Raw genomic sequence first — 22,414 nt, forward strand, 5'->3', positions numbered from 1 at the left:
CGGCCGGGCAGTATGCTAGGAGGGAGATTAGATGCAGAACGAGTTCAACGAGCAGGAATACAGGCGCAAGCTCATCGAGGGCGGGCTTAGCGAAGCCGACGCCACCGACCTTGCCGCCCGTACCGCCGCCGCTCGCAGGGACTCGGGCAGCGCCGGCGGGGCCTTCCGCCCCGCCGGTTCCCTCTTCGAGCTGCCGGCCACGGCCGGCGACAACGAGGCGGCTTTGCCGCCGAAGCTACCGACGCCGGCAAGTGCCGCCGTCGAGCGATCCGAGCGCATGGCGCAGGAATCGGCCGAGCTTGCGCGCACGATGGGCCTGCCGCCCGAACCGCGCACCGCCGTGAACAAGATGGCCGAGCAGATCGGCGCGCTGGCCCAGGACAAACGGAGTAGTGCGATGGCGACCAAGAAGCGAACGGCCGGCGGTGAGCTGGCCGAGAAGGTCAGCGAGGCCAAGCAGACGGCCTTGCTCAAGCACACGAAGCAGCAGATCAAGGACATGCAGCTCTCGCTGTTCGACCTGGCTCCCTGGCCGGATCACATGCGGGCACTGCCCAACGACTTCGGGCGGTCGGCGATCTTCACCGTCCGCAACAAGAAGGTGCCGCGCGCCGCGCTGCAAGGCCAGTCGATCTACCACGTCAACAAAGACGTGGAGATCACCTACACCGGGATCGAGCTGCGCGCCGACGACGACGAGCTGGTATTCGCCCAGGTGCTGGAGTACGCGAAGCGCACCGCGCTCGGAGAGCCGGTTTCCTTCACGTTCTACGAGCTTTGCCAGGACTTGGACTGGTCAATCAACGGTCGGTACTACACAAGGGCCGAGGAATGCCTGACGCGGCTCCAGGCGTCGGCCATGCAGTTCTCATCCCAACGCATCGGCCGGCTCGAATCGGTGTCGCTGATCCGGCGCTTCCGCGTCCTGGATCGCGGCAAGCGCACGTCGCGCTGCCAGGTCGAGATCGACGCCGAAATCGTGGTGCTGTTCGCCGGCGACCACTACACGAAATTCGTGTGGGAGAAGTACCGCAAGCTGTCGCCCACCGCGCGGCGCATGTTCGACTACTTCGCCACCCACAAGGAGCCGTACCCGCTCAAGCTGGAGACGTTCCGGCTGATGTGCGGCTCGGATTCCACCCGGCCGAAGAAGTGGCGCGAGCAGGTAGGCGAAGCGTGCGACGAGCTGCGCGAAAACGGCCTGGTCGAAAGTGCGTGGGTGAACGACGACCTGGTGCATTGCAAGCGGTGATCGCCCCCCTGCCCTCCCCTGGAGCCGCCCGAGATCGAGGCGGCTTTTTTTCTCGAGCATCGCCACTTCCGGCGAGGCAGTACCGCGCACCAGCTCGCGCACGTCGAGCTGCAGCATCGTATGCGTCCGGTAATCCCAACTTGAGATAGACCCAGCGCCGAGGCATCGTGTGCACGATGAAGATCATGCACACCATGGCGAACGACACGATCGCCCAACGCCCCAAGCGGCGCTACTACCCGCCAGAACTCAAAGGCCAGATCGTGGCCGAATGCCAATTCTCCGGCGCGTCAGTGGCCGGCGTGGCACTCGCTCACGGGGTCAACGCCAACATCGTTCACCGCTGGATGCGGGAGCAAGCTGACGCCCTGTTGCCAGCGCCCCGGAACGAGTTCGTTGCGTTGAATCTGCCTCCACCAGTTGAACAGGTCCCAGCAACTGAGAACAGCTCGCCGCCCGTGGCGCGTGCGATCCATGTTGAGGTTCGGCGCAGTGCTGGCGTGGTTACCGTGAGCTGGCCGATGGAAGATGCGGCGTCATGTGCAGCGTGGCTGCGCGACTGGCTCCGATGATCCGCATCGATGCACTGTGGCTTTCCGCCGAGCCGCTGGACATGCGAGCGGGAACCGAGACGGCGCTGGCACGCGTAGTGGCTGTCTTTGGCGCGGCGCGCCCACACCACGCCTACCTGTTCGCCAATCGACGGGCTAACCGCATGAAGGTGCTGGTGCACGACGGCATTGGTGTTTGGCTGGCGGCCCGGCGCCTGAACAGCGGCAAGTTCGCCTGGCCGCGCGATGCCGCCACCACCGCCACCACCGCCACACTCAGCCGCACGCAGTTCGATGCGCTCGTGCTGGGCCTGCCGTGGAAGAACGTCGGCGAGGCTGGAATCATCACCGTGCTTTGAGTGCTCCGGTCGTTGGCCAGGCAATCAGAGCTTGCACCGATGCGCGAGGGCGATGTTCGTCGCATCATCTTCTCTCGTGATCATCGCAGACCACCTTGACACCCTGGAGCCGCAGCAGATGCGAGCGGCTCTGCTGTCGTTGATGGGTGAGCTGGCCGAGCGAGACGGCGTAATTGAGCGCCAGGGCCAGGAGGCGGTCTTCAAGCAGGCCCTGATCGACAAGCTCACGCACGAGAACGCGCTGCTCAAGCGCATGAAGTTCGCCGCGCAGTCGGAGCGCTTCAGCGCCGAGCAGAAGAGCCTGCTCGATGAATCGCTGGATGAGGACCTGCAGGCTGTGGCCGATGAGATCGAGCAGGCCACGCAGCCAGTGGCAGGCCGCCAAGACAAGCAAGTCCCCAAACGCGCACCCCTGCCAGCCAACCTGCCGAGGCGCGAGATCCGCCACGAGCCCGAGTCCACCACCTGCGCCTGCGGCTGCCAGATGAAGCGCATCGGCGAGGACGTGGCCGAGAAGCTGGACTACGTGCCCGGCGTGTTCACAGTTGAGCGCCACATCCGGGGCAAGTGGGCTTGCGCGAAGTGCGAGACGCTCACCCAAGTCCCTGTCGAGCCTCACGTCATCGACAAGGGCATCCCCACCACCGGGCTGCTGGCTCAAGTGCTGGTGGCCAAGTACGCCGACCACTTGCCGCTGTACCGCCAGGAAGCAATCTTCGGCCGAGCCGGTCTGGCCATCCCGCGCTCCACTCTGGCGCAATGGGTCGGCTCTTGCGGCGTGCAGTTGCAGCCACTGGTGGACGCAATGAGGAAGGAGCTGCTGCAGCACCGCGTGCTGCATGCCGATGAGACGCCGGTGGCCATGCTCAAACCAGGCACCGGCAAGACACACCGGGCCTACCTATGGGCCTATGCCACCGGGGCCTTTGAGAACGCGAGGGCGGTGGTCTATGACTTCTGCGAGAGCCGCGCTGGCGAGCACGCTCGCTCCTTCCTGGGCGCTTGGAAGGGCAGCCTGGTGTGCGATGACTTCAGCGGCTACAAGGCCCTCCTGATTGCCGGCGTCACCGAGGTGGGCTGCCTGGCGCACGCGCGCCGCAAGTTCTTCGATCTGCAGGCGGCCAACCAGAGCCAGATTGCCCAGAGCGCGTTGGAGCAGCTCGCCCGCATCTACGAGATCGAGCGTGAGGTCAAGGAGCTCAGCGCCGAGCAGCGTCTGGCAGTCCGGCAGGAGAGAACGAAGCCGGTCCTGGACGCCCTGCATAAATGGATGACGCTGCAGCGGCGCAAGGTACCCGACGGATCGGCCCCAGCCAAGGCGCTGGATTACAGCCTCAAACGTTGGGCCGCACTCATCCGCTTCGCAGAGGACGGACATTTGCCCGTGGACAACAATTGGATCGAGAACCAGATCCGGCCCATCGCCATCGGCCGCAGCAACTGGCTGTTCGCTGGCAGCTTGCGCGCGGGCCAGAGGGCGGCAGCGGTGATGAGTTTGATCCAGTCGGCGCGTATGAACGGGCATGACCCGTATGCGTACCTGAGGGACGTGCTCACACGCCTGCCCACGCACAAGCAGCGTGACATCGACCAACTGCTGCCTCACATCTGGCAGCCTTCGGCCACGCCGCATAGCGCATTCGTTTAAATGTTGATGACGTTGGGTATCTGCACATCGGTACAAACGTCGGCCTCGTAGTCGACTCCTTCGATCCCGAACCCGAACAGGCGCAAGAACTCCGATTTGTAGCCGGCGAAATCCGTAACCTCGTCGATGTTGTCACTGGTGACCTCGTGCCAGAGCTGTTGCACGCGGCCTTGAACTTCCTGATCGAGCTCCTTGTCGTCTGCGCGCAGACGGCCCTCGCTGTCCATGCGCGGCGAATCGCCGTACAGGCTGTCGCGGTAGAGCCCGTAGACCTGCTCGATGCAGCCCTCGTGAGTACCTTGCGCCTTCATGACCTTGAACAACAGTGATAGGTACAGCGGCATCATTGGGATGGCGGAACTCGCCTGGGTGACAACTGCTTTCAGCACCGATACGCGAGCGTCGCCCCCATAAACGGCCAGACGGTCCCGGATGCCGATGACTCGCCGGTCCAGGTCCTTCTTGGCCGCACCGATGGAGCCGTTCCAGTAGATGTCGCGGGTGATCTGCTCGCCCAGGTAGGTGAAGGCGGTGGTCTTTGCGCCGTCGGCCAGCACACCCGCCGCCTCCAGCGCGTCGATCCACATCTGCCAGTCCTCACCGCCCATCACCGCCACGGTGCTTTCGATTTCGTCCTGCGTCGCCGGCTGCAGAACGGTCTCCTTTACCACCTTGTTGTCGGTGTCGAGGCTGCGCACGTTGACCGCCTTGCCGATTGGCTTCAGCGTCGAGCTGAAGACTTCACCGGTTCGAGGATGCGTGCGTCTCGGTGCAGCGAGGCTGTAGACAACCAGGTCAACCTGACCCAAATCTCGTCGGATGACATCGATCGTCTTCTGCTTAATCTCTTCAGAAAAGCCGTCGCCATTGATACTCGCCGCGTACAGGCCTTGGGCGGTGGCGGATTGGTGGAAAGCGGCCGTGTTGTACCAGCCGGGCGAGCCGGGCTTGCCCTCGGTGCCGGGGCGCTCGAAGAAGACACCGAGCGTATCGGCACCGCTTGCGAATGCAGCGGTGATCCGGGCTGCAAGTCCGTATCCAGTCGATGCACCGATTACTAAGACCTTCCTGGGCCCCTGGCTGATGGCGCCGTTTGCCTTGACGTATTCGATCTGCTGCCTGACATTCGCACCGCAGCCCACAGGGTGAGTTGTGACACAGATGAAGCCACGCATACGCGGTTGGATGATCATGAAGAATTCGTTTGTGATGTCGAGCCGGGGAGAATACCGCAGCCAACATCCAAGACTTCAACCTGACTTCGCTGCGCGCTTACGCAGCATCGTCACTTCCGGCGAGGCTGGCCACGTCCTGGCCACGGTCGACCATCGCCACATCCAACGATGCCCCGAGGGCCCCATCGCCAGTTCCGACGATGACGGCCGCCGCTGGATCTCGCATCGCCACTTCCGACGATGAGATCCACTCTTTGACATTTGAGGGGCCAAGCTGCGGGGGATTCTCCCGGCCGGCGGCCGCGAGAACCGGCTATGTCGTGCTACGCATCGAGCCAGGCGGCCACGGCCGCCCGTCTCGCCCCTGGCGGGCTTCCAGCGCCTTCCCGACGCTCACCGGGCCGGTGGCCCTCGCCGCTAGGCTACGAGGCCCTGGCGGGCCTTTCTGGCCCCTTCTCGGGGCCATAGAGGGCCGGCGCTGCCTGGTCGGCCTTGTGGGCTTCCGCGCCGACAATCCCACCACTGCGCAGATCGACGACGGGCTGGTAGTGCAGTTCAAGCTGCCCGCGCTCGACCGCTTGGGCCAGTTCCGGCGTCGTCCATCCATCCGGCCGGAAAGCGCTCATTCTCTTTCCCTGAATGCCCGCAACGCCCGCGACAGGGACAGAAGGAACAGGCCGGTCAAACCGAGCGCCGCGATGACCCAATGCTCGCCGAGGAAAGCACCGGCGGTTGTGCCGGCCAGCACGACAGCGAGGATGGGCAGGTGGCAGGGGCAAGTCAGCACAGCCAGTCCGCCCCACAGGTAGCCGGTGATCGGTTTGTGCGTCTCGGACGGCAAGCGCTCGGGGTTGTTCATGGCAGACTCTCCGCGTGCTGTGCCGGCTCGGTCGGCAGGGTGGCCAACTGCACTTCCAGATCGGCCAACGCTTCGCGCCGACGCTCGACGAACTGACGCAGCAGGGCAAGCTGCGCGGCCGCTTCGTCGCCGTCCGCCGCATCCAGCGCCCGGCACAGCCGCGCCAGCGCGTCGAGGCCGATGCCCGCCTCGAAGGCCGCCCGCACGAAGCACAGCCGTTGCAAGGCGGCGTCATCGAACAAGCCGTAGCCGCCTGGTGTGCACGCCACCGGGCGCAGCAATCCGCGCAGCAGGTAGTCGCGCACGATATGCACGCTCACCCCGGCATCAAGAGCCAGCCGGGACACCGTGTAGGCGTTCATCGAACACCTCCTTTTGGTCGGTTCACGGCAATGCATATACCGTTTCGCCGAGTTCAATCCGCGCGCTGCGAATCCGATGCCGGTGCCGTAGAACATTGGGTCGATATCCGATCACGGTGTCCTAGATGACATGGTCTGCAACAGATGTCGATTAAACTCCTGGCCCAAGCCGAAAGCCTCGTGGACACTGACGATCGCCAATCCTTCCAATCCTTGATGCTTGGAGGCCCAGTCTTCCGCCGTCGGGACAGATGCAAAGAAATGTACATGGCAACAGAAGGACTGACGAACGTCGGCTGCTTCCTGCGGCAATACCAAGGACACCGCCATGCCGGCAGGTTCGACAGCCTGTATCTCGCTGGGTGAAACCGTGAGTGAAACGGGTGCTCCGGTTGCAGCGCAATGCGATGAGACGCGAGCTGTACGGCCGATCAGCGCCGGAAATATCAAGGTGTCCAGCGCGCACCAGGCATACAGACGGCGGTCGTCAATTTCAAAGACATACGAAGTCTCGCGCAAGGTGAGGCCGTAGCCGATGATGTTCCCATCTTTGTCATATTCGGTACTGGTGGCCTGTTCGAGTACGGCGGCCACTCGCTCAGCGGGCCAGTCGAGAATCCCGGCAAGTGTCGTTCGTGAAACCGGACGCCCCTTGGCGAGTTCCCGCAGTAGCGGGACCAAGAGATCCGCAGTACCATTGGTACGATTGACCGAAGTGAGACGTTCTAAAATATATGGGGCGAGCTTCATGGTTCCATCTCCTTTCATCCTGCGCAGCAGGACAATTGTTTGACATCCTTGGTGAAGGTCTGCGCCGCGAGCTTCAGCCCCTCGACCATCGTCAGGTAGGGGAACAACTGGTCAGCCAGTTCCTGTACGGTCATGCGGTTACGGATCGCGAGCACCGCCGTCTGGATCAGCTCGCCCGCTTCCGGGGCCACTGCCTGTACCCCAATGAGTCGTCCGCTACCTTCCTCGATTACCAGCTTGATAAAGCCGCGTGTGTCGAAGTTGGCGAGCGCACGCGGCACGTTATCCAGTGTTAGCAGGCGGCTGTCGGTCTCGATCCCGTCGTGGTGCGCTTCCGCCTCGCTGTAGCCCACGGTCGCCACTTGCGGATCGGTGAACACCACGGCCGGCATTGCGGTCAGGTCGAGCGCCGCATCGCCGCCGGTCATGTTGATCGCGGCACGGGTGCCGGCCGCTGCCGCCACATAGACGAACTGCGGCTGGTCGGTGCAGTCGCCGGCCGCGTAGATGTTCGGGTTGCTCGTGCGCATGCCTTGGTCGATGACGATGGCACCTTGCGCATTGACAGTGACCCCCGCTGCGTCCAGCGCGAGGCTGCGCGTGTTCGGTGTCCGACCGGTGGCAACCAGCAGTTTGTCGGCGCGCAATTCACCGTGCGTGGTGGTCAGCACGAATTCACCGTCCATATGGGCGACCTGGCTGGCTTGCGTGTGCTCCAGCACCTCGATGCCCTCGGCACGGAAAGCGGCTGTCACCGCCTCGCCGATGGCCGGGTCTTCACGGAAGAACAAGGTATTGCGCGCCAGGACCGTGACCTTGCTGCCCAGCCGGGCAAAGGCTTGCGCCAGCTCCAGCGCCACCACCGACGAGCCGATTACGGCAAGGCGTTCGGGAATGGTGTCGCTCGCCAGGGCCTCGGTGGAAGTCCAGTAGGGTGACTCTTTCAACCCCGGAATCGGCGGGACCGCCGGGCTGGCACCCGTGGCGACCAGGCAGCGGTCGAACATCACGACGCGCTCGCCACCCTCGTTCAAACTAACGATAAGGCTCTGGTCGTCCTTGAAACGCGCTTCACCGTGCAGAACGGTGATGGCTGAATTGCCGTCCAGGATGCCTTCGTACTTGGCATGACGGAGTTCTTCGACACGGGCCTGCTGCTGGGCCAGCAGCCGCTCGCGCAAGATCGTCGGCGGTGTGGGTGGCATGCCGCCGTCGAATGGGCTTTCCCGGCGCAGATGGGCGATGTGGGCGGCGCGGATCATGATCTTGGACGGCACACAACCGACGTTGACGCAGGTGCCGCCGATGGTGCCGCGCTCAATCAGCGTGACCTGCGCGCCTTGCTCGACGGCCTTCAGTGCTGCCGCCATCGCGGCTCCACCGCTGCCGATCACGGCGACTTGCAACGGGCGCTCGCCGCCGCTGCCCTTGTCGGCGGCACCCATCCAGCCGCGCACCTTGTCGAACAGCCCAGTGCGGTTGTCGGTCGGCGGGGCATCGGCGAGCATCGCTTTGTAGCCTAGGCCAGCCACGGCGGCGGTCAGTGCGTCCGGCGCTGTGCCTGGATCAAGGGCGAGCTGGGCCGCGCCCTTGGCATAGGACACTATGGCAGATTGGACGCCGGGTACTTTTTCCAGCGCTTCCTTGACGTGCGCCGCGCACGAGTCGCAGGTCATGCCGGTGATTTTTAGATGGGTCATGCGATAGATCCTTTTTCGTTTGTGGTAGCAGACAAGGGCGTCAGATGTGCTGCGCTGCCGTTTTCAGTGCCTCACTTCTTGACGCTGGACGGATAGCCTGCGTCTTCGGTGGCCTTGGTCAGCTTCTGCACGCTGGTCTTGGCATCATCGAAGGTGACAACCGCTTCGCGTGTCTCGAAGGTCACGTTAACTTTGCTGACGCCTTCGACCTTGGAAATCGCCTTCTTGACGGTGATCGGACAAGCGGAGCAGGTCATGCCCGGTACGGACAGCGTGACGGTCTGGGTGGCGGCCCACACGGGGGCAACAACGGCAGCGATGGCGAGAGAGGCAAACAGTTTTTTCATGATGAACTCCTGTGATTAATAGAAAAATGGCATGACGTAGGGAAATCCGAGCGCGACCAGAACCAGCGCGGCCACGACCCAGAAAATGAGCTTGTAAGTAGCGCGCACTTGGGGAATCGCACACACATCCCCTGGTTTGCAGGCTTGCGCCGGTCGGTAGATGCGCCGCCAGGCGAAAAACAGCGCCACCAACGCCGCGCCGATGAAGATCGGGCGATAAGGTTCCAACACCGTCAAGTTGCCGATCCAAGCGCCGCTGAACCCCAGGGCGATCAGAACCAGCGGCCCCAGGCAGCAAGCCGAGGCGAGGATGGCGGCTAGCCCGCCAGTGAAGAGCGCCCCGCGCCCGTTTTGAGGTTCAGACATACGCTTGTCCTTTCAAATCTGGATTGGATAGCTTAAGCTTACTTCCGTACCAATGTACGGAGTCAAGCGATATGGAAAAAAATTTGGAGAATCTGACTATTGGCGTTTTCGCCAAGGCGGCCGGGGTCAACGTGGAAACAATCCGGTTCTATCAGCGCAAGGGCTTGTTGCCGGAGCCGGACAAGCCCTATGGCAGCATCCGCCGCTATGGCGAGGCGGATGTGACGCGGGTGCGCTTCGTGAAATCAGCCCAGCGGCTCGGATTCAGCCTCGACGAGATCGCAGAGCTGCTGAGGCTGGATGACGGCACCCACTGCGAGGAAGCCAGCAGCCTGGCCGAGCACAAGCTTCAGGACGTGCGCGAAAAAATGACCGACCTGGCGCGCATGGAAACCGTGCTATCCGAACTTGTGTTCGCCTGCCATGCGCGGCAAGGGAACGTTTCTTGCCCGCTGATTGCTTCGCTGCAAGGGGAGAAAGAGCCGCGTGGTGCCGACGCGGTGTAGCCGAGGGTAGTTACGCCTTAGCGTGCTTTATTTTCCGTTTTCTGAGACGACCCCTTAGAAAGCCTAGTCAAAGAGCTGTCACGAGAACACCGTTAGCTTAGCGTACGATTTTTTCCGAATTCTGCGGTTCCCCCTTGTGGATCGTTTGGGGACAAAACGCCGGCTGGTGACAGTTGAGGGGCGTTTCTTGACACTTGGGGGGCAGCGCACCCCGGCGCGATGCTGACAGATGAGGGGCCGGCCTCGAAATCGGCCGGCTGGAGCCGCGCCGGAGGCCGTCGAGGCGGCCTATGTGCTTGATCGGGCTGGCTTTATCCACAGAAGTTGTGGATAAGCCTGTTGGCAAGGCCCTTGCCGTACTGACACTTGAGGGGCGGGGGTGCTGACAGATGAGGGGCGCGATCCTTGACACTTGACGGGCAGACTATTGACCCTTGAGGGGCTTATCCATTGACACTTGAGGGGCGGCCCTTCGAGCCTTTTCCTTGGCGTATCAACGGCTTGCGCGCGTTTTCCGGTCAAGCTAACCGGCTTTTAACCCTTCATAACCTTTATATTAAACCTAGTTGTTATAACCGGGTGTCGAAAAAAGCGGCAAACCGGCCCAAGGTGCCCCGCAGAATGATCGGCCGCCGAAGGGGGGTGCCCCCCCTTCTCGATCCCACCCGGCCGCTAAAGCGGCCTCCCATCCCCCCAGGGGCGTTGCCCCTCGGCCTACGGCCTTCACCCCAAGAATGGAGCGCCTACGGCGCTACGGCTGACCATAGCCAGGCGCAAGCGCCTGGCAGAAGTTCGTGCTCTTCCAAAGGGGGCCAAGGCCCCCTCTGGACTCCCCAACTGTCAAGGCCGCGGTGACTCCTGCGCCGTCGCCAAGTCGGAAGATGGCTCCAGCTCGAAGGCCGCAAGGTTGAACGCCAAGGGAGGGGTCGGCCTGCCAGGCCCAGGGCGTGATTGCGCCCCTCAAGTGTCAAGAAGCGGGGGAATTCAGTCGTCCGCGTCGTCGTGCAGGATCGTCTCGTAGTCCTGCCCGCCGTAGAACACGCCGATGATGGAAACCAGATCGCCGGCCACATCGAAGGCGATCACGGCGCGCTTGCGGTAGTTCGTGATGCGCAGGCCGGGCCGCACATCGTCGCGCATGGTGCCGCGCAGTGGAAACGTGCGCAGGCTTTCGCAGTAGGTGACGATTGCCTCGGTGTAGCGAGCGGCAACGTCAGGCGACGCCGCCGCCGCGATGTAGCGGTACAGCTCGGCAAGCTGCTCTTCGGCCTCGGGCGAGAAGACGATCGCGTAGCTCATTGCGCCTTCGCATGCTCGGCGGCCAGGCGGGCGCGCACCTGGTCGGCGGTGACGGCTCGGGAGGGATCGGCTTTCAGGGCGTCATACGCCGGGCCGACCTGGTTGTGAAGCCAGGACTCGACGGCGCGATCACGCGCGAGTAGCGCACGCAGGCCGTCGCGGATGACCTCGCTTTCGCTCGCGTACTCCCCGGTCTTGACCTTCGTTTTCACCACGTCGGCCATGTCGTTCGGCAGGGTGATGCTCAGTTGCTGGGTGGTTCGCATGGCGGCCTCCATTCGGTTCAATAGGATTCAATCCTATCACTCCAAGGGGGCGAAGTCCAGTTTAGCGGCTAAAGTTTAGCTAAAGTGCTTGACAGGTTAGGACATTTTGTCCTAATATACGTCTTGAAGGCCGGGCATGTCGCCCAGGTCAACTACCGGAGAGTTCCGATGAACACCCAAGACCAACCCGTCACCGCTTCCCTGGTCGCCGAGGCCCAGCGCCTCGACTTCTTGCCTACCTACTTCGGCCCGCGCCTGATGATGCGCGGCGAGGCCCTTGTGTACGCCTGGCTGCGCCGGCTCTGCGAACGCTACAACGGCGCGTATTGGCACTACTACACCCTGTCGGACGGCGGTTTCTACCTGGCCCCCGACCTGGCCGAGCGCCTGGAGATCGAGGTAGACGGCAACGGCTTCCGGGGCGAACTGTCGGCCGACGCCGCCGGCATTGTCGCAACCCTGTTCGCGCTCGGCCAGCTCGCGGCCGAGATCGCCGGCACGGACGCGGCCGACGCCCTGATCGACCGCTATCACTTCCTGCGCGGCTTCGCGGCCGGCCACCCCGAGGCCGCTGCGATCTACCGGGCTATTGACTGATGAGGGGCGGCCCCGGCTCCGGCCGGGGCTGCACCAGGAGCACGTCAAGCGATGGCGAAGCGAACAAAGCAACCGGCCCAGACGGGCCAGGACTGGAGCGCGCCGGCGGCCGAGCTGCTGGCCGAGCTGCCGGCAGACCGTGACGGCCTGCTGGCTGCGGCCGTTGCGGCCGTGGTGGAGATCGACGCGGCTGTCATGCGCGGCGACGGGGCGGCGGCCGAGCTGGCCGGCGACCGATACGAGGCGATCATCTGGAAGCTGAACGGCGGCACGAACTTCGGGTGCATGGCCGACGACGAGGCCGCCGGCCGCGTCATCGAGCGGCATTGCGCTGCGGTGCCGGGGGACGTGCCCTTGTGGGGCCAGCGCGGCCAGTTCCTGGCCGTGGCGGGCGACGTGCGCGCCCTGGTGGAGTACGAGGCCGGTTATGGCGGGCCGCTCAACGCGCATTTTCAGTTCCACGCGGTTGACCTGGACAGGCCGTTTATCTCGGCGACGGGCTATCGCTCGCACTTCGACACGGCGCGGGGCTGCATGACCGTGGACGAGGTTGCGCGCGGCATCCTGACGGCCATGCTGGCCGAGAAGAAGCGGCCGGTGTTGATCGAGGCCAACTACCGCGACCGCTTGGCCGACGCTCCCCTGCCCGATTGGCTGGCCGGCCTGGTGCCGCCGGCGCGGCGCGAGCCGGCGACCGTGACGATCCCGCCGGGCTTCGTCTTGGTCGATGTGGTGCTGCCGGCGCACAAGGCGTTCATCGCGCGGCGCTGGGCGGCCGAGGCGGCGGGCAAGGTCAAGGCGGCCAGGGCCGCCAGGTCGAACGCCAAGGGAAAGGCCGGGGGCCGCGAGCGAGATCCCGCATCGGCGGAAACGGCGATGCGCTGCAGCACCGCCAAAGCTGACGATTGCAAGGCCGAGGCTGGGCCTGTATCGCCAGAAGCGACGATGCCGGGCGCAGGCGAAGCATCCTGCAGCACCGCCAGGAATGGCGATGCAGGCCCGGCCGACCTGGTGGAGTTCACGCCCGCACCAGGCCAACGGTGCGAGATCGTGAGCGTCCACCATCCGGTGTTCGCCAAGGAGATCGGCAAGCGCGTCATCATCGTGAAGGTGCATCCAGACACCCGCCAGGTGTGGGCGCATGACGACCGGCCGGTGACATACAAGACCAACCGCGCGGGCCGCCGTGTGGTGGATTCAGACCCGAGCTGCATTCAGTCGATCTACGGATTCGACCAACTGCGGCTTATCACGTGACCAGGAGAAGAAACGAATGACGAACGACGCCAATATCCGGCTGGAGTGCTTGAAGCCGGCCGAGCGGTGGGCGCAGCCGAGCGGCGAAGAGGTGCGCGAGGTGCTGCGCCTGGCGGGCCTCACCGGCGGCAAAGCCGCGAAGGTGCTGGGCCTCGGCCCGAAGGGCGACCGGACGATCCGGCGATGGGTGGGCGAGGACACGCCGATCCCTTATGCCGCGTGGGCGCTGCTGTGCGACTACGCCGGCCTCGGGCTGATCTGGAAAGAGGTTTGACGCCAGGGAAAGAGGCTTTAGCGGCTAAAGTGCTAGGCATCGGACTACGGTAAAGCGAAAATAGTTTAGCTAAAGTGCTTGACAGGCTAGGACATTTTGTCCTAATATAGCACTTGAAGGCCGGGCATTCCGCCCAGGTCGATTACCGGAGAGGTTCCGATGAGCAAGAACAAGATCATGCCTTGGGTTGACGCCCTGCCGAATGTGGAAGCCACCGACTTCCAAGCCCGCCGCGACCAGATCGAGGCCACGATGGCCGAGGCGGCCGAGCTGGTGAAGCAGGCGGAAGAGCTGCGCGGCAAAGCCTATTTCGCCGCCTTGAGCCTGGAGGCCAGTGCCAAGGGCGAATGGTCGAGCCAAGCGGTCGAGCAGGCCAAGCGCAGCGTCGGCTGGTAAGGGAAGGCGGCCCGGCTTCGGCCGGGTCATCAACGGAACGCCAAGAGGAAACAGTCCCATGAGCAAAGGCAAGATCGAGATCATCGAGACGTGCTGCCGGCGCTGCGGCAAGAGCATCCGAACCTTGAGCCACACCATCATCGGCGCCGATGATGCCCGCGAGAAGTTCGGCAGCATCTGCGGCGGCTGCATCACGCCGGAGGAAGATAACGAGCTGACGGAAATGCTGCTGGCGGCGGCCGTGCGACGCATGAGCGGAGCGACGCTGCAATGACGGCATTCCACACGTTCGACGGCCCCAGGTGGAGGAACGCCCCGGAGTGATCCGGGGCGCTTGGCCTGGTGCTGGCACACCGTAACCATGCTTCCGAGTGGGAGCATCCAGCATTCAACACGTAACCGCGTGGAGGGTCAAGCCATGTCCAACATCGTCAAGTTCCCCAGGGCGAGCAAGCCGCCGGCTCCCGAGCCGGTGCAGCCTGCCGCGCCCGCTGCTGCGCCTGCCGCACCCAAGGCCGAAGGCCGGGGCCTGGTGGCCGGCCTGGTCAAGTTCGTATGGGTGGCGACCGTGCTGGTCTGGCCGGTGCTCAAGTGGGTGCTGGCGATCATCACCTTCTTCCAGTTCGTGCGGATGCTCTACCACTGGAACACGCCTGGCGTGTATGCCGGCTGGTCGTTCCTGGCGTACTTCGCGGCACTGACCGCGATCACCTACTTCGTTTCGATCTACAAACCGAAAGGGCTTTGACATGGCAAAGCAGACCCTCCCCTACCCGCCTGGCTTCGTGGAGCCGACCACTGGCCGCGTGGCCGTCATGGTGCGCGAGTACGCGGACAGCGACTTGAACGGCGACGCGCCGGCCTACTGGTACAGCGCGCAATCCGAAGAATGGGGCCTTGACCCCTGGCGTCTCGTGGAGGGCGTCGATCCGCACGTGGGCGGCGGTTCCTTCGACGTGTGCTTTGCCAGCGGCGGCACGCGCACCGTAGGCCCGCTGATGACGTTCTTCCTGAGTGCCGCCCATGCGGCACAGCTCATTGACGCCAAGGGGGAAGAGTTGGCCTTGCAGCGCGCCACCCTGGCCGTCATCGCGGACGGGCTGGGCCTGCCTGCCAAGGCGCTGCGCATCGAGGCGAAGGTGGAGGGCCGGCCGGCCGTGTTCTACGACCAGGACGGGGCCACGCTTTGCGCGTGCGCGGTGGATTCCGACCACTGGCGACAGGCGCGGGCGACGGCCGCAACGGCATCGGCCATCGACAAGGCGCGAACAAATTTTTAGCCGCTAAAACGCTTGACGGCTTCGCATGGTTTAGCTAAACTTCTGCACATGGTTGGCGGCTGGCACCGCCATTTGTTCAACAAACCGGGTGTGGAGTGTTATGGGTGCAATCCATGAAGAAACGGCTAACCGAAGCCCAATTCCAGACGGCCATCAAGGGGCTGGAGATCGGGCAGCAGACCATCGACATAGCGCGCGGCGTGCTGGTCGATGGCCGGCCCCAGGCGGAGTTTGTCACTTCGCTGGGGCTGACCAAGGGGGCGGTGTCGCAGGCGGTCAGTCGCGTATGGGCAGCAGCAGGGGAACAGCTCCCCGAGGGCTTCGAGCGAGTGACGGCGGTACTGCCGGAGCATCAAGCGTTCATCGTCAAGAAGTGGGAAGCAGACGCCAAGAGGAAACAGGAACCCAAGTCATGAAAACACTGGTCACGGCAATTCAGAAGGGCGGTCAAGGCAAGACGTTCGCCACCTGCCACCTGGCATTCGACTTCCTGGAGCGCGGCCTTCGCGTGGCCGTGATCGACCTGGACACCCAGGGCAACGCATCGTTCACGCTGTCGGCGTACCAATCGGGCTACCTCGCCAGCCAGTTGTTCACCGGCGACACCGATGACCTGCGGTATTGGTTCGGCAAGCGCGAGGGCGAGAGCCTGGCGCTGATCGCGGCAGACGCCAACCTGGCGAACCTGGACAAGATGGAGCTTTCCCAGGCGGCCGCCGCGCTGCGGGCCAGTGTGGCCGCGCTGGGCGAGTTCTTCGACGTGTGCCTGATCGACACGGCCCCCTCCCTTGGCGTCGCCATGACGGCGGCCGTGCTGACGGCCGACTACATGCTGTCGCCCATCGAAATGGAGGCGTACAGCTTGCAGGGCATGAAGAAGATGGTCGCGGTCATCAGCAACCTGCGCAAGCAGAACCCCAAGCTGCGCTTCCTCGGCATGGTGCCGAACAAGGTGGACGCGCGGAAGCCGCGCCACGTCAACAACCTGGCGACGTTGCAGCAGGCATACCCGCAGCTCATCTTGCCGTTCAGCATCGGCGCGCGTGACAGCATCGCCGAGGCGCTGGGCGAGCAGATGCCGGTGTGGAAGATCAAGAAGACCGCCGCGCGGAAGGCCACCCAGGAGGTGCGTGCGCTGGCGGATTACGTGTTCACGAAGATGGAGATCGCGCAATGAGCGCCAAGACCAACGCCAAGAAGAAGGAGCAGGACAAGCCGCAATCGTCCGGGCTGGGCCTGGACGGGCTGGGCGACCTGGCCGGCCTGCTGAACGAGCAGCCGGCGGCCAACGCCGGCGGCGCAGGCCCGCAGGAGCTGCCGCTTGACCTGATCGACGAAGACCCACACCAGCCGCGCACGGCCGACAACCCCGGCTTCTCGCCGGAGAGCATCGCGGAGATCGGCGAGACCATCAAAGCGCGCGGCGTGAAGTCGCCCATCAGCGTGCGCGAGAACCCGGACGCACCGGGGCGCTACCTCATCAACCACGGCGCGCGGCGCTATCGCGGCTCGAAGTGGGCGCACAAGACCACGATCCCGGCCTTCATCGACAACGACTACAACGAGGCCGACCAGGTTATCGAGAACCTGCAACGCAACGAGCTGACGGCGCGTGAGATCGCCGACTTCATCGGCCGCGAGCTGGCGAAGGGCAAGAAGAAGGGCGAGATCGCCAAGGAGATCGGCAAGTCGCCGGCCTTCGTCACGCAGCACGTCACGCTGCTGGACTTGCCCGAACCCATTGCCGAGGCGTTCAATAGCGGCCGGGGCAAGGACGTGACTGTCATCAACGAGCTGGTGACGGCCTACAAGAAGAACCCCGACGAGGTGGCCGCCTGGCTGGCCGACGACAGCCAGGAGCTGACGCGCGGCTCGGTGAAGCTGCTGCGCGAGTTCCTGGAGGACAAGCGCAGTCACGAGGACGGCGACCGTGATCCCAACACCGTCGATGCGCTGACCGGCAAGACCGACGCCGAGGCCGGCGACGGCGAGCAGGGGCCGCAGGATGATGACGCCAAGGGGAAGAAGGAGCCGAAGGAGGCCGACCCCGACAAGCTCAAGAAGGCCATCATCCAGGTCAAGCACGACGACCGGCCGGCACGGCTGATCCTCAACCGCCGGCCCCCGGCCGAGGGCTGGGCCTGGCTCAAATACGAGGATGACGGCCAGGAGTTCGAGGCCGACCTTGGCACCGTGCAGCTTGTCGCGCTGCTGGAGGGCTGACACGCCCAGCGCCGGGCATCGCCGACCACCGACCCCCACCCATCGCCCCGCCATCGAGCGGGGCTTTTTTTTGCCCGCGTTTTAGCCGCTAAAAAAAGTTCAGCTAAACCGCTTGCGTAGTGTTGTATGTTGTAGTATGCTACACGCTACAACATACAACCGGCCAAAGGAGGCCCGACATGGCGATCTCGAAGGAGCAGATATTTGCGGTGGCCGACGAACTGGACGCGGCCGGCCAGAACCCCACGCTGGCGAACGTGCGCAAGCAGCTCGGCAGCGGCAGCTTCACCACCATCAGCGAGGCGATGAACGAGTGGCGCGCACGCAAGGCCAGCCAGGCCGCCCCGATCCGCGAGCCGGCACCGCAGGCGATCACCGACAAGCTGGCCGAGCTGGGCGGCGACTTGTGGGCCGTGGCGCTGGAAATGGCGAACAACCGCCTGGCCGCCGAGCGCGAGGCGCTGGAGGCCGTGCGCCAGGAGACGGAAGCAGCGCGCCAGGAAGCCGCAGAGCTGGCCGACCAGCTCACCGGCGAGCTGGACGAGGCCAAGGCCCGCGTCGCGGCCCTGGAGGCCGTCGAGGCGGCCGCCAAGGGCGAGGCCGACGAGCTGCGCGGCAAGCTCGCGGCGACCAGCGAGCGCGCGGCCACGGCCGAGGCCAGGGCCGGCGAGCTGCGCACGGAGCTGGATCACGCCCATCAGGAAGCCCGCCAGGCGCGCGCAGAGCGCGACAAGGCCCAGGAGAGGGCCACGGCCAGCGCCGACCAGGTGGAGGCCCTGCGGGCCGACCTCGCGGCCGCGAACAGCCGTACCGCCGAGATCGAGCGCCGCGCCGGCGAGCTGCGTGCCGACCTGGAGCGGGCGAACCAGGCGACCGACCAGGCGCGCGCCGCTCAGGCCGAGCAGCGGAAGGCCACCGAGGTGGCCGCCGCCGAGCGCGACCAGGTGCGCGCGGAGCTGGTGAAGGTGCAGGCCAAGGCCGAGGCGGCCGAGCAGGCCCACCAGGAGCAGCGCAAGGCGATGGCGGCCGAGGCACACCGCCAGGCCGAGCGGCTGACCGCCGCCCAGGGCGAGCGCGACCAGGCGAAGCGCGACGCTGCCCAGGCCCGCGAGGAAGCGGCCGGGCTTCGCGGCCGGCTGGAGGCCCTGGAAACCGTCATGGCGCAAGGCCGGGCGGCCGATCCGACCAGCGGCGGACGCAAAAAGACCTGATAAATCGGTTGGTTTTCCTTAAAATTACCCTGGAACCATGACAAAACGCACAACCCGGCCGCTGGGAAGAGCCGGCCTCGCTTTGCCGAGGTCGGCTTTTTTGTTGGAGCGCGGCTTGCATGGGGCCACCATCACCCTTTTGAGAACCACGGCAACCATAGGAGTGCCCGATGAAAGAACGCCTCTTGGTCATGAACGGTCAACGCATCGTTCAGGCCGAAAAGGACGGCGCTTGGACGAATCAGAAAGTAGACAAGGCGGGCGCGTTGAAGCCCGGCATCTACAACCTGTACACGGCCCAAGCGGCCGACAAGAAGCAGACCCACGCCGGCGTGATCGTTCATGCCGACGCCACCAACGTGTACCAGCAGATCGGCAAGAACTTTGTCATGCACGCTCGGTCAGATTTCGATAAAGTACCTGAAATTGGGAGCGCAAAGAGCATCAGCTACAACGCCCAGGGCAAGGCGGCAGTCGCCGCAGAGGCCCCGAAACTGACGCGGGGGCGCTCCATGTAGCTTTAGCGGCTAAAAAGGAGGCACGCCCTTGAAACGACTCACCATCCCCGGCAGCGGCACCGAGAGCCGCGCCACCAAGCCGGCCCGCGTCAGCGCGCCGGCCACCCTCGGCGGTGCCGCCTTCGGCGCTTCGCGCGAGGACACCGGAGCCGACTTGCTGGAGGCCGCCCAGGCGGCCGAGATCGAGCAGCAGGCCACCCTAGAGGCGGCCCCGGTCGAGCAGTCCTACCCCGAAACCCTGGCGCTCTACGTGCAGGCCAAGCACGACCAGGTGGAGCACATCGAGGACAGGCTAGAAAACCTGATCGACCGGCAGCAGGCCCGCTTGCAGCAGACCCAGGCGTCCGCGCCTGGCCGGCTTTCCTTGCCCGGCTCTAAGCGAGCCTGGCAGAACCAGCAGGCGCAGCAGCAGGCCCGCTTGCAGACGCTTCACGCGCGCCTGGAGGCCGTCCGCGAGATCAAGGAAGGCATGGGCCTGCACTCGCCGAAGATCGAAGAGCTGGCGACGCGCAAGATGCGCGCCGAGAACCCCGAGCTGGCTTCCGATTGGGATGCCATGCGCGAGGCCGCCCGCCGGCATGAGCTGCTGATGCGCAAGCAGGAGCAGGAGCGCAAGCAATCCCAGGCCCAGGAGCGGCCAGGGAGATCGCAGTCCTTGGGCCTGTCAGCCAGGCCCGCATAAAAACGAAGCCCGGCGGTCGCCGGGTTTTTTTCTCGAGCATCGCCATTTCTGGCGAGGGAGGCCCGCCGAGGGCCTGGCGGAATCATCCTGCAGCATCGTCACAAGCGACGATGCCGGGAGCTGGCCAGCATCGCCGAACCTGGCGATGCCGCCGGCGCGGTCGACCATCGCCACTTCTGACGATGAGATCCCGCATCGCCATCTACAGCGAGGCCCACAGGGCCAGGCCGGCGGCCACGACCGCCATGCCGGCCGCGACCATGTTCATCATGGCGACGCGCCGCGCCTCGCGGATCGGCGCGACGAGCTGCGCCGTCACCGCCTCAACCTCACGCCGCACGGCCTCGGCGGCCGCCTTCGCGCCCTCCTGCATTCCCCGCGTCATGGCGTCCTTGCTGGCCGCCAACGCCGCGTTGAGCGTCCTTTCCGCCTTTCCCTTGGCGTCATCACCCCATCGGTGGGCGATGGACTCCAGTTCCGACTTGAAGGCGTCCAAGATTTCCTGCTGGGCCGATGCGCTGTCCTGCATCAGCTTCATGTTGATGGTCTGGAGGATCAAGATCGGATCGTCGCGGCCCACGGCGATGCCGTGCTTGGCCGCGATCTCCCGTATCAGCTCCTCGATCTTGTCGTCGGCCGCCATCAGAGCACCGCCGCGTTTTCGAGCTGGGCGAAGAGCTGGGTTTTCACGATCTTGAGCCGCTGCCGCGTCATGATCGTGAGCGCCGAATCGGCCAGGGCCTCATCGAAGGTGCGCCGATCCTGGAGCATTTCGGCGAAGTCGCGGCCGTAGGTTTCCTCTTTCAGCGCCGGAATCTGGATGATGGCGGACACACGGCCCTTGTTGGCCGTGTACGCCTTCAACTGCTCGAACCCCTTGCCCTCGTGCTCGATTGGCCCCCAATACGGGTTCAGCCAGACCACGAACAGGCATTCGGCCGGGAACTGGCTGGCGAGCTGGGCGAAGCCGCTCACCGTGTCCACCAGGGCCTGGCCGCCGGTGACGACCGTATGCACCACGAGTTCGTGGCCCATGTCCTGGAGCAGCGCCGGCACCTGGTTGCTGATGAGGTAGTGCGACAGCGGCACGAACGAGCTGGCCCCGTTGTCGATGATGACGTCGCCCTCGGCCGACGCGATCATCTCGACCAGGGCGTCGAAATTCCGGGTGTTGATCTCGTCGCCGTCCATGATGTTGAGCCGGCGCACGTTGAGGGCTTTGTAGCCCTCGAACGTCGCGTTCACCGGATCGGTGTCGATGCAAAGCGGCTTCTGTCCCTTGCCGGCTTTGTACTGCGCGATGGTGGCCGCGATCATCGACTTGCCGACGCCGCCCTTGCCTTGCAGAACCATGTGAATTTTCGCCATTACAGTAAATCCTCTTTCTTTGGAGTCGCATCAAACGTGAAGCCGCCGATCTTGGGTGGCTCACTCTTGGATTCCGAGGCCGGCGGGGCGGCCTTCGGCTCGGGCTTCGCGCCCTTGGGCTGGCTGTCCGGGGGAGTGGCGGGAGGCGGCGGGGAAGCTACCGGCGCGGCCTTGATGTACCGCTTCACGTGCTGGGTGAAGGTTTCGTACCGACAGCGCAGCCGGCCGGTTTCCTTCATGTGCTCCCAGATCGTTTTCATCGCATAGCCCGCATCGAGCGCCGCTTGAACGTCGCTCTTGACGGCCAGGAACGCGACCACGTGCTTGTCCTGGCGCGGCTTCTTGGCTTCCCGTCCCTTCACCCATTCAGCCAGCTCTTCGGGGTAGGTCTTTGGCATCGTGTTCGTCCATCTAATCCTCTCATCGCAAATGTAACGCTACTAAGCGGCGCTACGGAAACGCAAAAAGTCCGCTATCGGCGTGCATTGGCACGCTTCGATAGGGGCATTATGGGCCATTGTGGCGGGTTTCGCTATATCCGTTGCTGCTTTTGCGGCCTGATAGCGCGATAGTTGCGGATAAATCGTAATGGCTGGTGTAGACTTTCCTTGGTGTTATTAACGCCGTAAGGCGGGCAGGATGTGTGAAGTTAGCTAACCGGCGAGCCGGTTATCTATCTTCACTGTCCCTTATTCGCGCCGGGGGCGCTCAACGGGTCATCCTGCTCTGCGAGGCAGCCGGCTACCGCCGGCATGAGAGACGAGGCGAGGCATGGAGAACGACGAAAAGGAACACGGCCGCCGGCGGCGGCAGCACCTGCGGGTGCCGGTGTTCCCCGAAGAGAAAGACGAGATCGAGGCGAACGCCAAGAGGGCGGGCGTCAGCGTGGCGCGCTATCTGCGCGACGTGGGCCAGGGCTACCAGATCAAGGGCGTCATGGACTACCAGCACGTGCGCGAGCTGGTGCGCGTCAACGGCGACCTTGGCCGCCTTGGCGGCCTGCTCAAGCTCTGGCTGACCGATGACGTGCGAACGCTCCAGTTCGGCGAGGCGACCATCCTGGCCCTGCTGGGCCGGATCGAGGCCACCCAGGACGAAATGAGCCGGATCATGGAGGCCGTGGTTCAGCCGAGGGCCGAGCCTTGACTTCTTTAGCGGCTAAAAAGCC

General features: G+C 64.5%; 31 protein-coding genes and 1 pseudogene. 19 read left to right on the plus strand and 13 right to left on the minus strand.

Annotated features, from left to right (window positions below; all coding sequences use genetic code 11):
• Nucleotides 1-31: 31 nt before the first annotated feature.
• The 4 genes from trfA (at nt 32) to tnpC (ending at nt 3,810) form a co-directional block, all read left to right on the plus strand.
• Complete coding sequence (gene trfA, locus ACGHX3_RS20935; protein WP_011114072.1) at nt 32-1,252, plus strand: plasmid replication initiator TrfA; 1,221 nt, start codon at nt 32-34, stop codon at nt 1,250-1,252.
• A 176-nt stretch (nt 1,253-1,428) separates the two neighbouring features.
• Nucleotides 1,429-1,824 carry an IS66-like element accessory protein TnpA gene (tnpA, locus tag ACGHX3_RS20940; protein ID WP_046986735.1) on the plus strand — a complete coding sequence of 132 codons (396 nt, stop codon included), beginning with the start codon at nt 1,429-1,431 and terminating at the stop codon, nt 1,822-1,824.
• Nucleotides 1,821-2,162: an IS66 family insertion sequence element accessory protein TnpB gene (gene tnpB, locus ACGHX3_RS20945; RefSeq protein ID WP_046986737.1), complete on the plus strand. Its 342-nt coding sequence runs from the start codon at nt 1,821-1,823 to the stop codon at nt 2,160-2,162. The genes tnpA and tnpB overlap by 4 nt, the downstream gene beginning before the upstream one ends.
• A 52-nt stretch (nt 2,163-2,214) precedes the next feature.
• A complete protein-coding gene (gene tnpC / locus ACGHX3_RS20950) occupies nt 2,215-3,810 on the plus strand; it encodes an IS66 family transposase (protein ID WP_034369419.1) in 1,596 nt (531 codons plus the stop codon).
• Here the strand turns inward: tnpC and fabV are convergent.
• From fabV to ACGHX3_RS20990, 8 genes and pseudogenes are all read right to left on the minus strand, one after another.
• Nucleotides 3,807-5,003 (minus strand): enoyl-ACP reductase FabV, encoded by a 1,197-nt coding sequence (gene fabV, locus ACGHX3_RS20955; protein WP_087786567.1) that lies wholly within the window; start codon nt 5,001-5,003, stop codon nt 3,807-3,809. The genes tnpC and fabV overlap by 4 nt on opposite strands.
• Before the next feature lie 479 nt (nt 5,004-5,482).
• Nucleotides 5,483-5,611, minus strand: a pseudogene (locus ACGHX3_RS20960) (Diguanylate phosphodiesterase); the annotation flags it as partial.
• On the minus strand, nt 5,608-5,844 hold the full coding sequence (gene merE / locus ACGHX3_RS20965; protein WP_003132004.1) for a broad-spectrum mercury transporter MerE: 237 nt from the start codon (nt 5,842-5,844) through the stop codon (nt 5,608-5,610). The pseudogene ACGHX3_RS20960 and the gene merE, both read right to left, overlap by 4 nt.
• Entirely contained in the window at nt 5,841-6,206 is a 366-nt protein-coding gene (merD, locus tag ACGHX3_RS20970; protein WP_000995360.1) for a mercury resistance co-regulator MerD, read from the minus strand. The genes merE and merD overlap by 4 nt, the downstream gene beginning before the upstream one ends.
• 111 nt (nt 6,207-6,317) lie before the next feature.
• Nucleotides 6,318-6,956 (minus strand): organomercurial lyase MerB, encoded by a 639-nt coding sequence (gene merB, locus ACGHX3_RS20975; protein WP_000761850.1) that lies wholly within the window; start codon nt 6,954-6,956, stop codon nt 6,318-6,320.
• 14 nt (nt 6,957-6,970) lie between these two features.
• Nucleotides 6,971-8,656, minus strand: coding sequence for a mercury(II) reductase (merA, locus tag ACGHX3_RS20980; RefSeq protein ID WP_394697557.1), 1,686 nt, complete (start codon nt 8,654-8,656; stop codon nt 6,971-6,973).
• A gap of 71 nt (nt 8,657-8,727) precedes the next feature.
• Nucleotides 8,728-9,003: a mercury resistance system periplasmic binding protein MerP gene (gene merP, locus ACGHX3_RS20985; RefSeq protein ID WP_000732290.1), complete on the minus strand. Its 276-nt coding sequence runs from the start codon at nt 9,001-9,003 to the stop codon at nt 8,728-8,730.
• A 15-nt stretch (nt 9,004-9,018) separates the two neighbouring features.
• Nucleotides 9,019-9,369, minus strand: a complete 351-nt coding sequence (locus tag ACGHX3_RS20990; protein WP_001294666.1) for a mercuric transport protein MerT — start codon at nt 9,367-9,369, stop codon at nt 9,019-9,021.
• Between the two features lie 71 nt (nt 9,370-9,440).
• On the opposite strand from ACGHX3_RS20990, the gene ACGHX3_RS20995 reads away from it, so the two are divergent.
• Nucleotides 9,441-9,875 carry a mercury resistance transcriptional regulator MerR gene (locus ACGHX3_RS20995; RefSeq protein ID WP_000414383.1) on the plus strand — a complete coding sequence of 145 codons (435 nt, stop codon included), beginning with the start codon at nt 9,441-9,443 and terminating at the stop codon, nt 9,873-9,875.
• 984 nt (nt 9,876-10,859) lie between these two features.
• Here the strand turns inward: ACGHX3_RS20995 and ACGHX3_RS21000 are convergent.
• Nucleotides 10,860-11,174: a type II toxin-antitoxin system RelE/ParE family toxin gene (locus ACGHX3_RS21000; protein WP_394697558.1), complete on the minus strand. Its 315-nt coding sequence runs from the start codon at nt 11,172-11,174 to the stop codon at nt 10,860-10,862.
• Complete coding sequence (locus ACGHX3_RS21005; protein ID WP_001260984.1) at nt 11,171-11,440, minus strand: type II toxin-antitoxin system ParD family antitoxin; 270 nt, start codon at nt 11,438-11,440, stop codon at nt 11,171-11,173. Before ACGHX3_RS21005 ends, ACGHX3_RS21000 begins: the two co-directional genes overlap by 4 nt.
• A 168-nt stretch (nt 11,441-11,608) precedes the next feature.
• Here ACGHX3_RS21005 and ACGHX3_RS21010 point away from each other — a divergent pair, with 168 nt between their 5' ends.
• The 13 genes from ACGHX3_RS21010 (at nt 11,609) to kfrC (ending at nt 19,878) form a co-directional block, all read left to right on the plus strand.
• A complete protein-coding gene (locus ACGHX3_RS21010) occupies nt 11,609-12,037 on the plus strand; it encodes an antirestriction protein (RefSeq protein ID WP_001095942.1) in 429 nt (142 codons plus the stop codon).
• A gap of 51 nt (nt 12,038-12,088) precedes the next feature.
• Nucleotides 12,089-13,294, plus strand: coding sequence for a protein KlcB (locus tag ACGHX3_RS21015; RefSeq protein WP_010890116.1), 1,206 nt, complete (start codon nt 12,089-12,091; stop codon nt 13,292-13,294).
• Between the two features lie 16 nt (nt 13,295-13,310).
• Nucleotides 13,311-13,568 (plus strand): transcriptional repressor KorC, encoded by a 258-nt coding sequence (gene korC / locus ACGHX3_RS21020; RefSeq protein ID WP_010890115.1) that lies wholly within the window; start codon nt 13,311-13,313, stop codon nt 13,566-13,568.
• A 159-nt stretch (nt 13,569-13,727) separates the two neighbouring features.
• Nucleotides 13,728-13,964: a stable inheritance protein KleA gene (kleA, locus tag ACGHX3_RS21025; RefSeq protein WP_000041932.1), complete on the plus strand. Its 237-nt coding sequence runs from the start codon at nt 13,728-13,730 to the stop codon at nt 13,962-13,964.
• Between the two features lie 58 nt (nt 13,965-14,022).
• Nucleotides 14,023-14,238 carry a DUF2688 domain-containing protein gene (locus tag ACGHX3_RS21030; protein ID WP_010890114.1) on the plus strand — a complete coding sequence of 72 codons (216 nt, stop codon included), beginning with the start codon at nt 14,023-14,025 and terminating at the stop codon, nt 14,236-14,238.
• Nucleotides 14,239-14,382: 144 nt separating this feature from the next.
• Complete coding sequence (kleE, locus tag ACGHX3_RS21035) at nt 14,383-14,712, plus strand: KleE stable inheritance protein (RefSeq protein ID WP_010890113.1); 330 nt, start codon at nt 14,383-14,385, stop codon at nt 14,710-14,712.
• Between the two features lies 1 nt (nt 14,713).
• On the plus strand, nt 14,714-15,244 hold the full coding sequence (locus ACGHX3_RS21040; RefSeq protein WP_010890112.1) for a DUF2761 domain-containing protein: 531 nt from the start codon (nt 14,714-14,716) through the stop codon (nt 15,242-15,244).
• A gap of 113 nt (nt 15,245-15,357) precedes the next feature.
• Complete coding sequence (locus ACGHX3_RS21045; protein ID WP_010890110.1) at nt 15,358-15,660, plus strand: transcriptional regulator KorA; 303 nt, start codon at nt 15,358-15,360, stop codon at nt 15,658-15,660.
• The gene (locus ACGHX3_RS21050) at nt 15,657-16,421 is read left to right on the plus strand and encodes a ParA family protein (RefSeq protein ID WP_000855329.1); all 765 of its coding nucleotides are present in this window, start codon (nt 15,657-15,659) and stop codon (nt 16,419-16,421) included. Before ACGHX3_RS21045 ends, ACGHX3_RS21050 begins: the two co-directional genes overlap by 4 nt.
• Nucleotides 16,418-17,467 (plus strand): ParB/RepB/Spo0J family partition protein, encoded by a 1,050-nt coding sequence (locus tag ACGHX3_RS21055; RefSeq protein WP_011114060.1) that lies wholly within the window; start codon nt 16,418-16,420, stop codon nt 17,465-17,467. The genes ACGHX3_RS21050 and ACGHX3_RS21055 overlap by 4 nt, the downstream gene beginning before the upstream one ends.
• Before the next feature lie 179 nt (nt 17,468-17,646).
• Nucleotides 17,647-18,678: a DNA-binding protein gene (locus ACGHX3_RS21060; RefSeq protein ID WP_011342948.1), complete on the plus strand. Its 1,032-nt coding sequence runs from the start codon at nt 17,647-17,649 to the stop codon at nt 18,676-18,678.
• 170 nt (nt 18,679-18,848) lie between these two features.
• Nucleotides 18,849-19,196, plus strand: a complete 348-nt coding sequence (kfrB, locus tag ACGHX3_RS21065; RefSeq protein ID WP_000664557.1) for an IncP plasmid survival protein KfrB — start codon at nt 18,849-18,851, stop codon at nt 19,194-19,196.
• Between the two features lie 28 nt (nt 19,197-19,224).
• Nucleotides 19,225-19,878: an IncP plasmid survival protein KfrC gene (gene kfrC, locus ACGHX3_RS21070; protein WP_000826922.1), complete on the plus strand. Its 654-nt coding sequence runs from the start codon at nt 19,225-19,227 to the stop codon at nt 19,876-19,878.
• A gap of 202 nt (nt 19,879-20,080) precedes the next feature.
• On the opposite strand, the gene ACGHX3_RS21075 is transcribed toward kfrC, so the two are convergent.
• The 3 genes from ACGHX3_RS21075 to ACGHX3_RS21085 are packed head-to-tail and all read right to left on the minus strand — an operon-like array spanning nt 20,081 to nt 21,644.
• The gene (locus ACGHX3_RS21075; protein ID WP_000718516.1) at nt 20,081-20,521 is read right to left on the minus strand and encodes a conjugal transfer protein TraM; all 441 of its coding nucleotides are present in this window, start codon (nt 20,519-20,521) and stop codon (nt 20,081-20,083) included.
• Nucleotides 20,521-21,246 (minus strand): ArsA-related P-loop ATPase, encoded by a 726-nt coding sequence (locus tag ACGHX3_RS21080; RefSeq protein ID WP_001062597.1) that lies wholly within the window; start codon nt 21,244-21,246, stop codon nt 20,521-20,523. Before ACGHX3_RS21080 ends, ACGHX3_RS21075 begins: the two co-directional genes overlap by 1 nt.
• Nucleotides 21,246-21,644 (minus strand): TraK family protein, encoded by a 399-nt coding sequence (locus tag ACGHX3_RS21085; RefSeq protein ID WP_001127128.1) that lies wholly within the window; start codon nt 21,642-21,644, stop codon nt 21,246-21,248. The genes ACGHX3_RS21080 and ACGHX3_RS21085 overlap by 1 nt, the downstream gene beginning before the upstream one ends.
• 373 nt (nt 21,645-22,017) lie before the next feature.
• Here ACGHX3_RS21085 and traJ point away from each other — a divergent pair, with 373 nt between their 5' ends.
• Nucleotides 22,018-22,392: a conjugal transfer transcriptional regulator TraJ gene (traJ, locus tag ACGHX3_RS21090; RefSeq protein ID WP_394697559.1), complete on the plus strand. Its 375-nt coding sequence runs from the start codon at nt 22,018-22,020 to the stop codon at nt 22,390-22,392.
• Nucleotides 22,393-22,414: the final 22 nt, after the last annotated feature.

This window comes from Pseudoxanthomonas japonensis (genome assembly GCF_043632995.1).
GTDB classification, from domain to species: domain Bacteria; phylum Pseudomonadota; class Gammaproteobacteria; order Xanthomonadales; family Xanthomonadaceae; genus Pseudoxanthomonas_A; species Pseudoxanthomonas_A japonensis.

Coding starts and splice junctions, on each gene's coding strand:
- trfA (WP_011114072.1), top strand. CDS start 32: ATGCAGAACGAGTTCAACGAGCAGGAATACAGGCGCAAGCTCATCGAG.
- tnpA (WP_046986735.1), top strand. CDS start 1,429: ATGAAGATCATGCACACCATGGCGAACGACACGATCGCCCAACGCCCC.
- tnpB (WP_046986737.1), top strand. CDS start 1,821: ATGATCCGCATCGATGCACTGTGGCTTTCCGCCGAGCCGCTGGACATG.
- tnpC (WP_034369419.1), top strand. CDS start 2,215: ATGTTCGTCGCATCATCTTCTCTCGTGATCATCGCAGACCACCTTGAC.
- fabV (WP_087786567.1), bottom strand. CDS start 5,003: ATGATCATCCAACCGCGTATGCGTGGCTTCATCTGTGTCACAACTCAC.
- merE (WP_003132004.1), bottom strand. CDS start 5,844: ATGAACAACCCCGAGCGCTTGCCGTCCGAGACGCACAAACCGATCACC.
- merD (WP_000995360.1), bottom strand. CDS start 6,206: ATGAACGCCTACACGGTGTCCCGGCTGGCTCTTGATGCCGGGGTGAGC.
- merB (WP_000761850.1), bottom strand. CDS start 6,956: ATGAAGCTCGCCCCATATATTTTAGAACGTCTCACTTCGGTCAATCGT.
- merA (WP_394697557.1), bottom strand. CDS start 8,656: ATGACCCATCTAAAAATCACCGGCATGACCTGCGACTCGTGCGCGGCG.
- merP (WP_000732290.1), bottom strand. CDS start 9,003: ATGAAAAAACTGTTTGCCTCTCTCGCCATCGCTGCCGTTGTTGCCCCC.
- ACGHX3_RS20990 (WP_001294666.1), bottom strand. CDS start 9,369: ATGTCTGAACCTCAAAACGGGCGCGGGGCGCTCTTCACTGGCGGGCTA.
- ACGHX3_RS20995 (WP_000414383.1), top strand. CDS start 9,441: ATGGAAAAAAATTTGGAGAATCTGACTATTGGCGTTTTCGCCAAGGCG.
- ACGHX3_RS21000 (WP_394697558.1), bottom strand. CDS start 11,174: ATGAGCTACGCGATCGTCTTCTCGCCCGAGGCCGAAGAGCAGCTTGCC.
- ACGHX3_RS21005 (WP_001260984.1), bottom strand. CDS start 11,440: ATGCGAACCACCCAGCAACTGAGCATCACCCTGCCGAACGACATGGCC.
- ACGHX3_RS21010 (WP_001095942.1), top strand. CDS start 11,609: ATGAACACCCAAGACCAACCCGTCACCGCTTCCCTGGTCGCCGAGGCC.
- ACGHX3_RS21015 (WP_010890116.1), top strand. CDS start 12,089: ATGGCGAAGCGAACAAAGCAACCGGCCCAGACGGGCCAGGACTGGAGC.
- korC (WP_010890115.1), top strand. CDS start 13,311: ATGACGAACGACGCCAATATCCGGCTGGAGTGCTTGAAGCCGGCCGAG.
- kleA (WP_000041932.1), top strand. CDS start 13,728: ATGAGCAAGAACAAGATCATGCCTTGGGTTGACGCCCTGCCGAATGTG.
- ACGHX3_RS21030 (WP_010890114.1), top strand. CDS start 14,023: ATGAGCAAAGGCAAGATCGAGATCATCGAGACGTGCTGCCGGCGCTGC.
- kleE (WP_010890113.1), top strand. CDS start 14,383: ATGTCCAACATCGTCAAGTTCCCCAGGGCGAGCAAGCCGCCGGCTCCC.
- ACGHX3_RS21040 (WP_010890112.1), top strand. CDS start 14,714: ATGGCAAAGCAGACCCTCCCCTACCCGCCTGGCTTCGTGGAGCCGACC.
- ACGHX3_RS21045 (WP_010890110.1), top strand. CDS start 15,358: ATGAAGAAACGGCTAACCGAAGCCCAATTCCAGACGGCCATCAAGGGG.
- ACGHX3_RS21050 (WP_000855329.1), top strand. CDS start 15,657: ATGAAAACACTGGTCACGGCAATTCAGAAGGGCGGTCAAGGCAAGACG.
- ACGHX3_RS21055 (WP_011114060.1), top strand. CDS start 16,418: ATGAGCGCCAAGACCAACGCCAAGAAGAAGGAGCAGGACAAGCCGCAA.
- ACGHX3_RS21060 (WP_011342948.1), top strand. CDS start 17,647: ATGGCGATCTCGAAGGAGCAGATATTTGCGGTGGCCGACGAACTGGAC.
- kfrB (WP_000664557.1), top strand. CDS start 18,849: ATGAAAGAACGCCTCTTGGTCATGAACGGTCAACGCATCGTTCAGGCC.
- ACGHX3_RS21075 (WP_000718516.1), bottom strand. CDS start 20,521: ATGGCGGCCGACGACAAGATCGAGGAGCTGATACGGGAGATCGCGGCC.
- ACGHX3_RS21080 (WP_001062597.1), bottom strand. CDS start 21,246: ATGGCGAAAATTCACATGGTTCTGCAAGGCAAGGGCGGCGTCGGCAAG.
- ACGHX3_RS21085 (WP_001127128.1), bottom strand. CDS start 21,644: ATGCCAAAGACCTACCCCGAAGAGCTGGCTGAATGGGTGAAGGGACGG.
- traJ (WP_394697559.1), top strand. CDS start 22,018: ATGGAGAACGACGAAAAGGAACACGGCCGCCGGCGGCGGCAGCACCTG.